At 51.0% G+C, this 15,295-nt stretch carries 17 protein-coding genes; 11 read left to right on the top strand and 6 right to left on the bottom strand.

Features of this window, described 5'->3' with window-relative positions; genetic code table 11:
• Positions 1–8 precede the first annotated feature (8 nt).
• The 10 genes from ACTZWX_RS13960 to ACTZWX_RS13915 are packed head-to-tail and all read left to right on the top strand — an operon-like array spanning position 9 to position 9,049.
• Positions 9–1,202, top strand: coding sequence for a CpaF family protein (locus tag ACTZWX_RS13960; RefSeq protein WP_444714453.1), 1,194 nt, complete (start codon positions 9–11; stop codon positions 1,200–1,202).
• Positions 1,199–2,116: a type II secretion system F family protein gene (locus ACTZWX_RS13955; protein WP_444714452.1), complete on the top strand. Its 918-nt coding sequence runs from the start codon at positions 1,199–1,201 to the stop codon at positions 2,114–2,116. Before ACTZWX_RS13960 ends, ACTZWX_RS13955 begins: the two co-directional genes overlap by 4 nt.
• Positions 2,109–2,978, top strand: a complete 870-nt coding sequence (locus ACTZWX_RS13950; protein WP_444714451.1) for a type II secretion system F family protein — start codon at positions 2,109–2,111, stop codon at positions 2,976–2,978. The genes ACTZWX_RS13955 and ACTZWX_RS13950 overlap by 8 nt, the downstream gene beginning before the upstream one ends.
• A gap of 54 nt (positions 2,979–3,032) precedes the next feature.
• Entirely contained in the window at positions 3,033–3,311 is a 279-nt protein-coding gene (locus tag ACTZWX_RS13945; protein ID WP_444714450.1) for a hypothetical protein, read from the top strand.
• A 46-nt stretch (positions 3,312–3,357) separates the two neighbouring features.
• Positions 3,358–5,118 carry a hypothetical protein gene (locus tag ACTZWX_RS13940; protein ID WP_444714555.1) on the top strand — a complete coding sequence of 587 codons (1,761 nt, stop codon included), beginning with the start codon at positions 3,358–3,360 and terminating at the stop codon, positions 5,116–5,118.
• 16 nt (positions 5,119–5,134) lie between these two features.
• On the top strand, positions 5,135–7,516 hold the full coding sequence (locus tag ACTZWX_RS13935) for a GAF domain-containing SpoIIE family protein phosphatase (RefSeq protein WP_444714449.1): 2,382 nt from the start codon (positions 5,135–5,137) through the stop codon (positions 7,514–7,516).
• The gene (locus tag ACTZWX_RS13930) at positions 7,513–7,941 is read left to right on the top strand and encodes an ATP-binding protein (protein WP_444714448.1); all 429 of its coding nucleotides are present in this window, start codon (positions 7,513–7,515) and stop codon (positions 7,939–7,941) included. The genes ACTZWX_RS13935 and ACTZWX_RS13930 overlap by 4 nt, the downstream gene beginning before the upstream one ends.
• A complete protein-coding gene (locus tag ACTZWX_RS13925; RefSeq protein ID WP_444714447.1) occupies positions 7,932–8,300 on the top strand; it encodes an STAS domain-containing protein in 369 nt (122 codons plus the stop codon). Before ACTZWX_RS13930 ends, ACTZWX_RS13925 begins: the two co-directional genes overlap by 10 nt.
• Before the next feature lie 15 nt (positions 8,301–8,315).
• Positions 8,316–8,714 carry a hypothetical protein gene (locus ACTZWX_RS13920; protein WP_444714446.1) on the top strand — a complete coding sequence of 133 codons (399 nt, stop codon included), beginning with the start codon at positions 8,316–8,318 and terminating at the stop codon, positions 8,712–8,714.
• A gap of 38 nt (positions 8,715–8,752) precedes the next feature.
• Complete coding sequence (locus ACTZWX_RS13915; RefSeq protein ID WP_444714445.1) at positions 8,753–9,049, top strand: hypothetical protein; 297 nt, start codon at positions 8,753–8,755, stop codon at positions 9,047–9,049.
• A gap of 60 nt (positions 9,050–9,109) precedes the next feature.
• Here the strand turns inward: ACTZWX_RS13915 and ACTZWX_RS13910 are convergent, their stop codons facing one another.
• The 6 genes from ACTZWX_RS13910 to ACTZWX_RS13885 form a co-directional block, all read right to left on the bottom strand.
• A complete protein-coding gene (locus ACTZWX_RS13910; RefSeq protein WP_444714444.1) occupies positions 9,110–10,120 on the bottom strand; it encodes a putative solute-binding protein in 1,011 nt (336 codons plus the stop codon).
• Positions 10,121–10,157: 37 nt separating this feature from the next.
• A complete protein-coding gene (locus ACTZWX_RS13905) occupies positions 10,158–11,243 on the bottom strand; it encodes a hypothetical protein (RefSeq protein WP_444714443.1) in 1,086 nt (361 codons plus the stop codon).
• A gap of 60 nt (positions 11,244–11,303) precedes the next feature.
• A complete protein-coding gene (locus tag ACTZWX_RS13900; protein ID WP_444714442.1) occupies positions 11,304–12,182 on the bottom strand; it encodes an EAL domain-containing protein in 879 nt (292 codons plus the stop codon).
• A gap of 131 nt (positions 12,183–12,313) precedes the next feature.
• Positions 12,314–13,045, bottom strand: coding sequence for a hypothetical protein (locus ACTZWX_RS13895; RefSeq protein ID WP_444714441.1), 732 nt, complete (start codon positions 13,043–13,045; stop codon positions 12,314–12,316).
• Positions 13,046–13,073: 28 nt separating this feature from the next.
• Positions 13,074–13,589 carry a hypothetical protein gene (locus tag ACTZWX_RS13890; RefSeq protein WP_444714440.1) on the bottom strand — a complete coding sequence of 172 codons (516 nt, stop codon included), beginning with the start codon at positions 13,587–13,589 and terminating at the stop codon, positions 13,074–13,076.
• A 1-nt stretch (position 13,590) separates the two neighbouring features.
• Complete coding sequence (locus ACTZWX_RS13885; RefSeq protein ID WP_444714439.1) at positions 13,591–14,292, bottom strand: hypothetical protein; 702 nt, start codon at positions 14,290–14,292, stop codon at positions 13,591–13,593.
• A gap of 290 nt (positions 14,293–14,582) precedes the next feature.
• On the opposite strand from ACTZWX_RS13885, the gene ACTZWX_RS13880 reads away from it, so the two are divergent.
• Positions 14,583–15,287, top strand: coding sequence for a tetratricopeptide repeat protein (locus ACTZWX_RS13880; RefSeq protein ID WP_444714438.1), 705 nt, complete (start codon positions 14,583–14,585; stop codon positions 15,285–15,287).
• The last annotated feature ends 8 nt before the right edge of the window (positions 15,288–15,295 follow it).

The following is a 15,295-nucleotide window of genomic DNA, read 5'->3' as shown; positions in this document are numbered from 1 at the left end:
GGGCTAAGATGCCTACTAGAATCGATGACGACTATCAAAACCTCAAGAAAAGTGTGCATTCACATATTATCGAGCGGCTGGATGAGGAGGGTATTGAAGTCGACCGGGTTGAAAAAGATCAGGTAGCCCGCTTCATTCAGTCGGTTGTTGAGCATTACATTGCTGCTCACAGAATACCCATGGCCAGCTCTGATCAATCCATGCTGGTAAGAGAAATGGTGGATGAGGTGCTGGGTTTCGGGCCGCTCGAGCCCTTGCTGGCTGATGATCAGATAAACGATATCCTGATAAACGGCGCCAAAAGCGTTTTTGTTGAAATCTCAGGCATACTTCAAAAGGTTCAGACTCGTTTTATTGACGACGAGCACGTGATAAGAATTATCCGCCGTATACTTGCACCGCTTGGCCGCAGGCTGGATGAGAGCAGTCCAATGGTGGATGCTCGCTTACCAGACGGTTCCAGAGTTAACGCCATCATTCCGCCCATAGCGCTTGATGGTCCTTCCATGTCCATCCGAAAATTCTCCTCCAAACATCTTACCGCTAATGAGCTCGTGAATCTCGGCTCTATGACACGGGAGTGTCTGGATATTTTGGCTCAGGTTGTTGAGTCACGGCGCAATCTTTTGGTGAGCGGTGGAACCGGCACAGGTAAGACCACCATCCTCAATCTGTTGAGCGAATTCATTCCCAAAGATGAGCGCATTGTTACGATAGAGGATTCAGCTGAATTGCAGCTCAATCATCCTCATATCGTAAGGCTTGAAACGCGTCCGGCTAACACCGAGGGGAGCGGTCGGGTTACCGCGAGGGATCTTATTGTAAACGCATTACGGATGCGGCCCGACAGGGTCATCGTTGGAGAGGTGCGCTCCGGGGAGATTATTGAATTACTTCAAGCTATGAACACCGGGCATGAGGGGTCGATGAGCACCATCCACTCCAATTCTGCCAAAGATGCCATGATCAGGATCGAAACGTTGCTTGCAGTGAACGGATACGACGCTGGAGAAAAGGCCATCGGTCGCCTGATCGGTTCTTCTTTGGATATAGTGGTGCAGCTTGCCCGATTGCCGAATGGTCGCAGATTGGTCAGCGAAGTAGTCGCACTCAGGCCCTCAAAATCAGACCCCTACAGAATGGAGACACTTTACAAATCGCCGGAGATGGACTGGTCTGCCGCGCGGGAGATAGATGCATGACTGATCAGGTCCTCTGGTTTCTGAGCCTGCTGGCCGGAACAGGTGCCCTAATGGTTATGCTTGCGCAGATGATCGTTGGCAGGTTGTTGATTGGTGCCAATGTAAAAAAACGCGTTAAGAGTCGCCTGGCGCGTGAGACTAACGCTGCTGAGGAGCGATCAACTGTCATTGACCTCGGCCCCATCCAAAACCTGCTGCTTCGTGCCGGGATAAGGATTTCCGGGGCAAAACTGATGCTGCTTGCCGCACTGATCATCACGGGTGTCTTGCTGGCATTCATTTATCGAGGCTGGGTTGAAGCGCTCGTATTGGTTTTCTTCATAGCCACTGCCATGGTGACGCTTTGGCGGGTCAAATTCGAAAAACAGCGCCGAAGAATATATGAGGAGCTGCCCGCAATTCTGGATAATATGCTCCGGTCTATTTCTGTTGGCAGGTCGGTAGAGCAGAGTATCGTTATGGCGTTCGCGGATGCTTCACCCGTGTTCGACCCCATGGTTTTTCGCCTGCGCAATGCAGTTGCCCAAGGGCGCGACTACACCGAGGTTTTGGATGCATTCGCCGGCTTTTATCAGGTGCCAGCGTTTACTCAGGTTTCGATTGCTTTGAGAACATCCTCAAGGTTCGGATCGTCTGTGCGCCCCATTCTGTTCGAAGTTGCCCGCGCGATAAGATCTCAGCAGGAGCTGCGCAGAGAATTTCTTGCCGCTACCGCAGAAACACGTTTTACAGCAGTTGTATTTGCGTTACTTCCGCCAGCGCTGGCCGTGTATATGGTGGTTCTCAATGAGCAGTTTTCTGAAAAACTGCTGCAATCTGACGTTGGCCATACGCTTCTGACAGTCTCGGGTGGTTTGCAGCTTCTTGGCATATTCATGATCTGGAATCTTATCCGGGGGGTGGGGCGTGCCTGAGTTGATCTTTATTGGTGCGCTGGCACTGGCTGGCCTTGCGGCTGTTGTCACGCTTCATAGTGCTCCTAACTGGAGCATCAAAGCCAGAATTCATGCGCGACTAAATCATCGACGAGTAGCCTTGGTAGACGAAGCTGAGGAGTCTGGCGGCGACTTGGTGTTCTGGTTGGTGGATCAAAAGCTGTTTGCATCCGATTTTCAGGAATTGGAGCCTTACCTAGACGCCACGGGCCGGAGCGCCGCTGCTTCCCGGCGATACTATCTGTTCTGGTGTTGGGCGTTACCAATAGCCATTGCTGTGATCGCCTTTACCCGATTGGAATTTGTCTCGGCAGCGCTGTTATTGCTTGGAGCTTTCTACCTTCCCAGGCGATTCGTCCGCACTGCGGGTGCCAGCGCTGAGAAAATGCAGAATCGTGAAGCTATAGAATTATGCCAGCTCACAAGAATGTTGATGGAGGCGGGATTGAGCCCAGAGCGCTCGCTGAGACTTATCTCCAACCAGGCACGTGACATTATGCCTCGCCTTATACGTAGGATTGATCGCTTCAATCGTGTTATGGAAAGTGGTGCCGAACGCAGTGCCGCGCTTGACGAGTTAGGCCGAAACAGAAACCTCACAGTTCTGCGGAGTTATGTGGCATTGATGAAGCAGTCCGGCACCTTGGGTTCCAAAGTTGCCTCTGGCTTGGACCAAATCGTGCAGGAGGCGCAACACGAGGAGCGCAGTAAGCTTAAAGAGGAAACTAACCGGATAGGAGCGCGTATGACTGTCATTATGATGTTATTCATGCTCCCATCGTTATTTATGCTGATTGGTGGGCCTGCCGTGCTGTCGATCCTGGATGCGTTTCAACGGTGAACAACAGCAGTTTAGTCAAAAAGAACAGCCCTGGGCAGACTGGAGTACGATGTTATGAAGTTACTGAGTTTATTGGCCTTTTGTTTTGTTACGCTGCCAGCGCTCGCCAGTGAAAACGATGGTTCGGCTGAGCCTCTCATGGGTCTCACGTTCGGCCAACCGTCTGAAGTGCCAGCCCAGCGTATCATGCGCATTCAATCCGAACAGAGGACAGCTGTGGAGCCTGAGGGGGAGTTACCTGCTGCTATCGTTGTTAAATCCTGGGAAAGGTTGAGTGATTCTTTTGAGCGACCAATTCCAGAACGGATAAGAGAGTCCACAAGTGATGATTAACGTTCGGCAGCGGGGCGTACTGCTGGTTGCAACGCCGTTGTTGCTGGTGCTGATTGCCGTATTCACCACCCTGCTTATTGACGGTTCACGCCTGTTGCTGATTAAGTCGGAAATGCAATCGATCGTGAATTCTGCTGCCACCGCCGCCGCAGACGAGTCGCAAACGTGTAGTGGCGAACCGGCCAGCTTTACCCGCATGCAGTCACGAGGCTTGCAAGCCGCCAGAGCTGCAGGCTTTGATGGTGAGGACGCGGACTTGGAAGTCATTCCGGGGTTGCTTGCCCCGGGAACCACAGCAACATCCCCAATGAACTTTTTCAGCAAAAATACCTCGACCGAAATGGTTCAAACAAATGCCAGTTGGGTCCGTTACACCCGTTCCGAGCCGGTGTCCGCCATACTCCCTGAGTCAATGTTCCCCCCGATAACGCTCACCGCCGAAGCAGCCGCCAGAAAAGAGGTGTTCGCAATACTCAGCTCACAGGGCTCAACTGCATCGGTTGAAGGTGGGCTGTTGGGAGGACTTGTGGGCCAGCTGGTAGGCGTACCGGGATATTCCCTTGATGCGACCAGTTTGCAAAGTCTTGAGTCCACGCTTGTTAACGTGGGCGACCTGTTGACCGAAATGGGCGTGAACGGCCTGGTCGAGATGGCTGATGAACCATTACTTGACGTGTTGTCGGCAGTGGTGAACGTGGTTGGGGGTGTGGGCACACCGGTAGGGGCTATTGTGGATGATTTAACCGGGGCAATCGGCCTTGGCGGATTGAGCGCGGCTGCCATTTTCGAGGTGGCAGGTGAGGTACCCGATGTGTCGCAATCGTCTTTTCCGCTTTACGATTTTGTCACCAGCGTGGTTCTCAACAGTGCGAGAGCTCTCAATCAAACCTCGGCGTCGTTGATAACTCTCGGACTGGACACATCGGATTCAACCCTTTTAGCCGGTCTTGTGCAGTCTATCGGGCTTTTGGGGGATGTTGATATAACCCTTGGCCTGGTTGTGGACGAACCGACTAAAATCGTTATCGGCCCAGCAAGGCAGAATGCACAGGGCGAGTGGCTAACAACAATTCGTTCGTCGGATATTACCCTTGAGGCAGCAGTAAATGTCGAATTGGCGACAGGCGTGTTAGGGAGTTTAGTGAACACGCTGTCGTTGGGATTGTTGCAGCTTTCGGTGTTGGACAACATTTCTGTGCCCTTGGCGGTCAGCGTAGGCGGTGGTCAGGCAACCCTGGTCAATGCGGATTGCGCCAAAGGTTCGCTGAACGAGGCGGAGTTTGACTTTCTGGTGCAAGATGGTGTCGCTAACATACAAACTGGCATTGTTAATGACATAACGGGCGTTGTCACGCCGGCACCACTGAGTGCGACAATACTGCGCCTTAAACCATTGCTTCTACCGGGAGTCAATGTCTGCCTGGATGCAGACCTTGAGGTAAACCTGGCCTCGGCAGCTTCAGGGCAAGTCCTGGAAAGTTACAACCTGCATTGCCCGTCTGGCCAGTGTGACATCCAAACGGTGAATTCCAGTGACAGTAGTCTCCAAGGATTGGATGTTCGGGTAAGGAACCTGGCGTTAGACTGCGGTCAGGGCGGTTTGTCTGGTTTGATCAGTGGCGTCATCAGTGGTTTGGTCACACCGTTAACGTCACTCTTAAGTGACGTAACCGAACCCGTCATCCGTCAGGTCGTGTCGCCACTGCTTGCTGCGCTTGGCGCGGATTTAGGGGGTATGCAGCTGAGAGTGCTCGGCGCAGAACAAACGGGCTCCCAGTTAGTGGAGCAAGCTGTATTCGTGCAATGAGAAAGGTGCGCAGGGAATGATCGCAGTGAACGGAGCCGACATTCTGGAGAGGATTCTTCCGTATATGGAGATCCTGCTGGCAGGGCTGTTAGCTATTGCCCTCGTCGGTACTTTTCTGGCTTTGAGGCGTGAGCGTAAAAAATCGTTGGCAAGAGACCGGCAACTGACCAAGGCGCTTGAAAATGCCCAGCGCAGGCTTCGGTCGTCAATTTCTGACACCCGATCGCTGCTCAACCAAGAAGCCTCTATCATCATGGTGTTCGACAGGCATAGTCTGACACTGATGTTTGCGAATCAGCAGGCACTTGATTTGTTCGGTTGTGATAATTCAGCTGAGCTTTCGGACAGGGTCTTGATGCGCCCAGATGCCTGGCAGCCTCACCCTTACTCACTGCTTGACTTTGAACAGTGGATGGGAGCGCTCAAGGCGAGCGGTTCCCAAAGAAAAGAATGGCTGTTCAATGACCAGGACAATCAGGGTGTCTGGGCAGATTGTTTTGTTGGCAATACGGTGTTCGAAGGCAAGGCTGCCCGAATCCTGAGTGCGAACAACATCCATCGTTATAAGATGGACCGAATAGCGGACACTCTCAGAAACCGTGTTTTGACGAGTATTAACACTGGCGCGCCGCTTGAAAAAGTCTTTGACACCCTTTGTAAAATTGCCGAGATTCGATTTCGAGACAGTCACTGCCTGGTGTCTTTGTTTGACCAGCAAAGGGACCAGTTGGTGGCAGTTGGCTCCTCTCTGTTTGCCAAAAAATGGCGCGAAAAAATCCCCGTTGTTAAAGCGCGTTACGGTGAAACGTCGATCGGCACAGCTGCATACACACTGAACAGGGTTATTTGTGAAATCATTGCTGACGATCACCGATGGCAAGGGTTTTCCCAGCACGCGGAGGAGCTGGGTGTGCGGGCTGTCTGGTCCGAGCCAGTGATTGATCAAAAAGGTAATCTGCTAGGCGTATTTTCAGCTTTCAGCACTACTCCAAGAAATCCGGATGATGTTGCAATCGCTGATCTTGCCTCAATTGTTTCTCTCGCGGGACTGGCCGTAGAGCGGCAGCAGTGGCGGGAAAATCTCGAGTCGGCTTATTCGAGCGAACGGCTGTTGAGAGAACTTGGTGTCGAGTTGCTCAATCTTTCTCCTGGCGCTGCTTTCAAAGAAAAGCTGCGCGCCGTTTTACATAGGGTTGCAGCTCACTACGAGCTAGGTTCCATTGGCATCTGGGAACGTTGCAATGAGAGTAACGGCTTTGCCCCGCTTGTGTTCACATCTAAGAACCTCGATGTCGCCTCTGAGGATCTCCAAAGCGACCACAGGGTACCGCAAGGCGTGATCGAAGACTGGCTTGGTGAAGACTCCTGCTGGCAGGCAGAGAACTACGCTACCCATCAGGATCGGTTGCATGGGTACATCTGTGTAGGGCCTGAACCAAAGCCTGTGTTGGTGATACCTTTTGCAACCATTGATCGAGAACAGCCGCTGGTTGGGTTTGTCGGTATCCAGTCGCAGTTTGTGTATCTGGCACAGGATGTTATCGAGCATCTGAAAGTGATTTGCACTTTGGTCCGAACAGTACTTCTCAACAGACAATTGGTTGAGTCTTTGTCCAAGGCCATGGAAAACGAACAATTTGAACGTCGTAAACTAGAGGGCGAGTTAAGTGTCGCTCGCTCTATACAAATGGCCATGGTCCCTGGTGGCGGCCAGTTCAAAGAAACCTATCGCAATTGGACAATTGAAGCCTGGCTGCAACCTGCAAAGGCGGTTGGTGGTGATCTGTATGAGTTTATCAGACTGCCAAGCGGCAAAGCGTTGATTGCTGTTGGCGATGTCTCAGACAAGGGGGCTCCAGCGGCCTTGTTTATGGCAAAAACAGTGAGTCTTCTGAACTTGCTTGCGCGAGCCCGCGACGGAGATCTCAGAGCAATTGCGGGGGAGCTTAATGATGAATTGTGCCGGGCGAACGATACCTGCATGTTTGTCACCATGATTCTTTGCACCATTGATTTAAAAACAGGCCACACGATGTGGCTTAACGCTGGCCACAACCAGCCACTCGGTATTAATGGCATCGCTGCGCCTGAATACTATCACTTTGAGGCAGGCCCACCGCTGGGGCTTTACGAGGGCGCCACCTACACCGTTGTTCCCTCCCGGATAGACCCTGGCCAATATATAGCCTTATACAGTGACGGCGTTACCGAAGCATTTAATGGATCGGGAGAGGAGTTTGGTGATGACCGGTTTCTCGGCCTTGGTTATCGGGCTGAGGGTAAAACAGAGCCTTTACTCGGATACATGAGAGATCAGCTTAAGGAATTTATTGGCAATGCTCCGCAGTCGGACGACATAACAATGCTGACAATACATCACCATGGACAAACGCTATGACATTAGCGATATCTCCGGACGACTCGGTCTCCTCGATACTGGCCTATGTCAGAACTGCGCTCCCCAAGGAGTACGTTGATAGTGAAAGAATGTTCGATTGTTGTACAATCATCGATGAATTCCATGCGAACATGCGAGAGCACGTTGCCGGTCAGATTGATGACTTCAAGTGGTGGTTGGGTGTGAGTCATCACGGCGGAGTCATCAAGCTTAGATTTCAATACGCAGGACCATGTTTTGACCCAACCCACGCCGTGTCGATTATCGATCAGTCGATTGAGTTCAGGCGTATTGGCGGGCTTGGATTGGCGCTCATTTCACAGCTCAGCGATAAATTAGATTACACTTACAGCAGTGGAGTTAATACATTGTCGGTTGAGATCAACACCGCTGAATTTCCCAAGGAAGATGAACCATGTCTCTGAATATTGTACAAAGAAGCAATGCCGATGAAGCTGTCAGTCTGGAGCTGCAGGGCTCATTGGATAGTGATACAGCGCCCCAGCTCGACAAAAAGCTGTCAGAAATCATCGGACCTTCTACCAAAGTGGTCGCCTTTAACATGGCTGGTGTTACGTTTATCAGCTCGGCCGGGTTGCGAGTAATTTTCAAGACTTTAAAGCTCATGAAATCACGGGGGGGGCAGGTTAGTGTCACTCAAATGAGTAAAGGGGTGAAGAAAGTCTTTGAAATTGTGAAAGTCATGCCTGATTTGACGGTTTTTGCCAGCCAGAGAGAGATGGATGAGTATCTGGAAGCTGTTCAGCGCCGGGCGGAAAGCTGATTTGTAGGGGGGCATATGTCTATAGTATTAGATGGAACTGTTGGCATACAGCGTGACCAGAACGGCGATGTAGCAAATGTTGTCTGGTTTCTCTACGGTTTGCCTTTGGATGGTGGTGATCCCAAGAATGCGGTGTTTCTGAACGAATCGTTTGGTACAAATTCGCCACAAATGATCGCTTTCGATATGGACGATGAAGAATATGTTATTTACGCAGACTGGGATTCTGCCGCTGATCCCGGTCAAGCCAGGGAGCTGAAGAAGTTTTATGAACGATACGGGTATATTCTTATTTCTTGCCTTCGTAATGATGCCAACATAGACGAAGGTCTAGTGAGACGAGAGTGGATTACGCCCGTAAAGTATTATGAGGATTATGTGACAATGGTCAACGCGATGGCCAAAGTTGGATAATATACTGGAACTGTTTGTGTAACGAGTCGGAGCCTATTATGCGCCAGGAATACCAGAAACAGTTTAAAACAGAGGTCGATTTACTGGCCGCGAGTGGATTTGAAATGTTTTTTCTATGTGGTCAGGCACTGCGAGATCTGGGCAGTAATCAGGCAGTGGCGAAGCAGTACGCGATGCCGGCAGAGCTTAGAATTGCGGTTAAAGAGGCTTGCCAAGGTTTTTCTCTGGAGCTTTCCCCTTTCAGTGCTGCGAATCTGAATGAACGCGTTGAACGGGAAGAGTCGTCTGCAAAAGCCACATGGTCCATGAAACAACTGACAAACCATGACCATTAAGATGAACAAAGAAGCCGGGTACTCACCCGGCTTCTTTGCGATTTCACTTACAAACTCGCATCATTCTCTGTTGTCTGCCGTGCACTCAGCTGCACCCGGGTTGCTGGCACATCGGATATTGGCCATCAATTTGAGCATGCGCGCATCGTATACGGAAGGGGCACTGTTTACACCGTCCCGCATCTCCAGTCGGTTTTCCCTAAACATCTCCTGATAACCAACGATGTCGTTGTCCGGAATACGAATCCATTTATTGTCCGGTATTGCTGCTTCCTGGCTTTCAATCAGGTTCATTATCTGAGAATGCATTCCCCAGGCAGCCTCGCGTGCTTTCTGCGCTTGCTCGTCATCAAGAATACCGTCCCGAGCGATTAACTGAACCGTAAGCTGGGCCAGAGGATATTCAACAACACCACCGTTTGGCTCAATGCCTTTGTAAAGCTCAAGCGCCTCATACGCAAAGGCGGGGGCATATGCAGTATCAACAGAACCGTTGTTAAACTTACCGGCAAAGTTAGTGATGTCGGAGGGTACAACGGTTGCTTTCACATAGTTGACCATATGGATGGCATCGCGCTGGTACTCAAGCGTTGCCATGCGCTTACCTGCCAGGGCCCCGGCAGTGTTGATCGAACGGTCGTTAACAAAGAGATACCCGGCGCCAACAGGGAAGATGCCGAGCACCTCGTAGCCCTCGCTCGTCATAAACTGGGCTGCTCTCGGTTGAGCGAGCGTTGCGAGCAGCGTTTCGAGGTTTTCATAGGAAGGCAGAGCACCAACGGCGCTTATTGAACCGGTGAACTTATTGAAGGGACGGGTGCGCAAATCAGTGGCGGCAACAGCGTCGCATTGGCCGGCGTTGAAATCGCCGACGGCAACACCCTCATCTGTATAGGGCTTTAGGTCGAGCGTTACCCCAAACGATTTTACTTCAAGGGCATAGTCCTTCATTACGTTGAAAACGTCACCATTGGCCCCTATCACATCGAACACGCATACAGAAAGTGACTGTGCCGACGCTGTCGCTGGAATCAGCACAGACAAAGCGGTTGCGGCGAAAAGTTTACGCATAGAATACTCCGACTATTGTTGTGAGCAAATTTACGGCTTAGAGCAGCCCATCCAGATCCATCGTTTGAACAGGCGCCCTTTGTGAAACCGGTGACATACTGCCAAACTGGTTTGAGGGAGTCCTGTAACCATACTCAGTGACCCAATGTTTGTCAGACGCATGCAGAAGAATTATTTTGGCAACGGAGTCGAGCAACGGGAAGTCGCTGGATACTTCCATTACTTTTTCTGCCTCTGCCGCTTTCTCAAGAGCTTTTGCTTTGACCTCCGGCCTTCCGAAAGTTTCAGCAGCCACTATCTCCAATGCGCTCGACACTCGGTACCCACGCTCAAATCCGAGCTTGCTGCTATTTTCTAATACCTGCCACGGGTCGGGAGAGAGATCGGGCCGGGTATCCGGGAGTAGCAGCCACACAACAGCCCGAACTGCATTCGGAATTCCTCCCCACTTTTCGTTGTCGATACATCGGATTGCTCGCTCCGCTTGGGGCGCAATATTACGGGGCACCCCGGCGGCGGCACCGGAGTTGGCATCATTAACAATAGCTTGCAAGCCCGTGACCAGCCCCAGCATGAACGTCAGCTCATCTTGATCGCTGAAGAGAAACGGACATTCCAACGGTTCCGCCGCCGGATTAAAGTCAAAAGCAGACATGGCTCTATCGAAGGCCAGAACGCGCCGATTGGCCACTTCTGCGTTTAACCGTTTAACCCGCTCCCGGGTATGCCTGGCGGCGTTGGCATTACCTTCGAAGTTCGCCCTCAGGAAGTCAAGTTCGGCCTCCATAAGCTCATATTCAGAGCAGTTGGCTGCCAAAAGCATCAGTAACGAGCCGGTAGTGTCAGGTGGTGATGTGACGCGACTGAAGGAGTAAACCAGTGGGTCCAGCGACTGGCCAAGAGCGCAGGCCATACGTGCGTCTCTCATTTCGAGTACGTAAGGCGTCGCTTCTGCCTCCGCATAATTGGAAAGTACAATTCCCGTGGTCGTGTACACAGGGTTTGCTGAGCAGCCTGCAAGGCCAGTCGCAACCAGGGTGCTTATCAATACGCGTCTCGAAGTGGCTGAAACGACGCTGTTTTTGAGGTTTTTTAGGGAATTAAGCACTTCTGAAAGTGGCATAATGTAATCCTATTTTATTTGTTATTAGACAATAGTATTGCACTTATGATGCTTTATAAATCAATGCGGCGCAAGCCCGGGCTTGAGGCTTAAGTCTTTGTAATGTTTACCACAGATACTGCCCCGCTGATGTGTAGGGGCAATATTCGAGTGATGAGCTCTTCGTGAAGCAAACGCCTCAAGATCTATGATGTTCATCGGCGGCGCGAGCCAGAACCCCTGATAAAAGTCACATCCCATCGACTTGAGCAAGGTCCATTGTCCTTCATTTTCAATACCCTCTGCGGTAACGGCCAGATTGCGCTGTTTTGCGAGGGTAATGATTGCGGCCACGCGTTGGAAGCTTGCACGTTCGTGAATCAAAGCGACGTCTTTTCTATCAATTTTTAACTCGTTTGCGGGCAAGGCTGTTAAAACATCAATATCGTTGTGACCATGTAGAAAGTCGTCGATCGAAAGGGACGCCCCAAGTCGTCCTAAACGGTCAAAAACTCGCTTGGCTCTTTTAAGACATTGCAAGGGTGCAGTCTCGGTTAATTCGAGCGTTAGTTTGGGCGCCTGTTCAGACGAAAGCGAACGCGCCAGGGAGCGCAAAAATAACGGGCTAAGAATGCTTGTAGCTGAAACGTTAACTGATATCGGGGTGAGTTGATCACGTATCACGTCAGGCAGAGAGTTCAGAAGCTTCATTGCCTGGGCAAGGATCTGAAGATCAAGCTCAACAGAGAGGCTCTCTCGTTCTGCCAACTTGACAAACTCATCCGGTTGTTGCCAAGCCGCCACTGCGTTCGGCCAGCGTGCTAATACCTCAACACCGCCGATAGCACCTGAGGGCCGGAATTTTGGTTGAAAGGCCAGCTCAAAACTCTGAGATTCTATCACCGATTGAAGTCTTGAGACCCTCTCAGAAATGCTGATTTCGTGTTGAGCTGGTTGCATGATGTAACTCCTTTGGAGCTGTGTCGTATTGACTAATTTATACTAAAAATACACCTTGTTACAAAAGTATACAAATGACCTTAACGACGAGTCGCCAGGCTTTTTAAGTCAATTGGGCTGAGGCGCGCAATTTACTGTTGATCTCGTTGTCTTTCCGATGCCTGAAGTTGTTGGATTTCGGTGGCGAACATCGACGACAACTGTTGTGTTAACTCATCATATGAGCTTTTTGTTTGTGCACGGCACTTGACGTTTGCGAAACATTTGCTCTGAGACAACTGTTTTCGTTGTTTCGCGAATACGTGATGTAATGCGTCTACCGGTATTGACTGCCCCTCGCACGCGTTCATGTAGCGTCTGAGCTCTTTGAATGCTGACGGTGAAGGTTTTCTGGTGTCGCGAATCATCTGTATATCTTTTTGCCGTATGCCAAAAATTTCTCCCCAGGCTGTTACGGCGTCATCCCACGCATCATCAAAGTCAGTGTTCTCGGTTATCGCAAATCTACGGGTTTTTCCTCGATTGTTGACAATAAACTGGCAGCGGTAAAAGTTCGCTCCCGGGCTCTGCAGAATGGCGAGCGTCATACCCTGAAACCCCAGGCCGCGCAAGGGGAGTGTGCGTTTATGGTTTGTGCTGATGAAGTCCCGATACTGACAGGCGGCTGACCTTGCCAGCATTTTTGCTTCATAGTACCTGGCCCTCAACTTTTGATATTCCCGCCAAATATCATCATCAATGGAGGCGTAGGGGTTCTTCAGTGAAAAGTATTTCTGGTAGCGTTTACCACGGATCGTGCCTCCAACCCTCCAGCCGGCAAAGCCACTTTGCAGATCCCCGAAGTCATAAAAGTCGATGGCCATTTTTCATCGCCCCGCATGAAAATGAGTTTTACTGACGGCGGGCCTGCCGCTGATATTGAGCCAGGGCCTGATCAAGATAGCTGTTGGATGCTCGCGCACCACTTCCTTTACTGCTTGGAATCTGCTTGAGTTGATTGGCTGCTTCCAGGCGATCAGGACGAGCAACAGAGGCATTTTCATGCAGTACTGGCACGGCCTCTATCTCATACAGCCTACATGCGCGCATCATCTGATGGAGAAACATGCGGTTGGCCAGGAGTCTGTCGATCAGATTGGTTGGAACCGGCATGTGCATAATAAGAGCATACCGGTTTTCTGGGATTTGCTCACCACTCATATTCGCTCGAAAAACGCGATCGCCATTTGGACCCTGAAAAGCATCTAACGGGCTTGCGACAGAAGGATCGAGCCTCTCAAGGTACACTTCAAAATTCGGTATCCCGATTTCCGCAAGCCATTCTGGCTTTTCAGCAAACAACAATGCGTAGTGATCTGCGGCACGGACGATAAGAGGTACATCTGGTTGGGGATGTTTTGTATTCATACTAGCAGACACCCAGTTGAGAGATATCGGGTAGCTCCTCACCAACCCCTGCCTCCCTCATGAGAGATTTCAACCCAAGGTGGTGGCGTTGGTAGTCAAAGACAGCCTGTTGATCAATTGCTTTATAGCAAGATAACTCCGTATCCCAGATCAACGACTTGCGTAACTTTGTCAATGGCACCTGAGTGTGTTTGATGGCAACAACACCGTGTGGCTCAGATTTGAGTATAAAATTTCTGCCAGTTGTAATGAAAACGAGCAAATTCTGGCTATTTTTGAACTCGGTCAGGGCACTGTGCATGGTCAGATAGGTGCTATCTTCGCCTCGGAGTTTAAGTGCGGCGGCCACGAGAATTTGCCTCGAACTCCATGCCAGGTCTATCGCTTGATATACCCCATGGCACACAGCACTGATGACGTCCCCTTTGGCGCAGTGCCGATTCACCATAACCCTCAGAGCGGTATCGCTCATATCCTTGAACCAGTGTCTTATATCGTTGTGGTTAAAAACCGGGTCGAGGCCAAACGCCTGACGGTTTTTTATCAGCATTCGCAGCCTGTCTGATGGCCTGACCAGCGTGAGAGCGTTGCCGGTGAGGGCGCGGGACGGCATCGAAGTTTCTTTGGCATCCCTCGAGTGCAAAGCCGAACGAGCAGTCTCGGAAACACCTGCATGTGAAGTATGAGCTTCAGATTTCAACATAATTAAGGTCCCGATCAGTAGCGTGCTGAGAGAGCCGAATCGCTACCACGATAAAACGATATGCAACAATTAGTATAATGTGGTCTATATCATAATAAATCAACACGTTCGTCGTCTACGCGAGCGCTACCCGAAGACCACAAAAACATTGCTTGAATGGTCTGGGGCGGTCGCAATAGAGCATCTCAACTTTTTCATCGCTTTGTGTTAGCCGTCTCGCTCGCACCGGGCACTGGTTCGGGTATACTGGCGTCATATGCTGACCGCACCTGTTCATGAAGGAGATTTGAATGAAGTACTGGAACGCGATCGCCCGTCCGGTTCTGGCCGTTACTTTGACCACGTTTTTGGCCGGTTGTGCCGCTATGCAAGCCGAAGAGGATGGTCATGCCGACACTGCCTCTTCCAATGACAGTCTTCCTATCGTCTGTTCCAACAATGTGACGCCAGAACAACAAGTTGAGCTGGATGCAATCGATGATTTGATGGCCAGATCAGAGAATTACGCCGCCCTTGCTCGCCTCGAAACCTTGTCTTTCTCGACTCAGCAACATTGGCTTCGTTGGGCTGAGTTAATGGCTAAAGTAGAGCAGTCTGCACAGGCTGAGGATGCCTTCGAACAAATTGCCCAGGCATGTGGTAGCGCTGCCGCCTATCACGGCCTGGGTGTCGTCTATCTCAAGACGAACCGGGTTCAGGAAGGCCTGGGTTCGCTACAGCAAGCGAAAAACCAGGATCCCGCCTCAGCCTCAATACGAAATGACTTCGGTATTGCGCTGATGCGCGGCGGATTGTTTGGTCAGGCGGCTTTCGAGTTAAGAACGGCCTATGAGCTTTCCGGCAGGCAGCAGAGTGTTGCCCGTAGCATGGTGGCGGCATACTACCTTCGCGGTGGCGATCAAATGGTTGAACAGCTTCAGCGTGAAACAGGCCTGAGTGATCAGGCGATCGACGCTGGCATCGAGTTCTCGCGACAATTCACAGCTCAATCATGAGGGGCCCC

This window comes from Marinobacter sp. NSM (assembly GCF_052380025.1).
Lineage (GTDB): Bacteria > Pseudomonadota > Gammaproteobacteria > Pseudomonadales > Oleiphilaceae > Marinobacter.
Note: the sequence above shows the minus strand (reverse complement) of the source record. Positions and strands in the feature narration are given on the sequence as shown.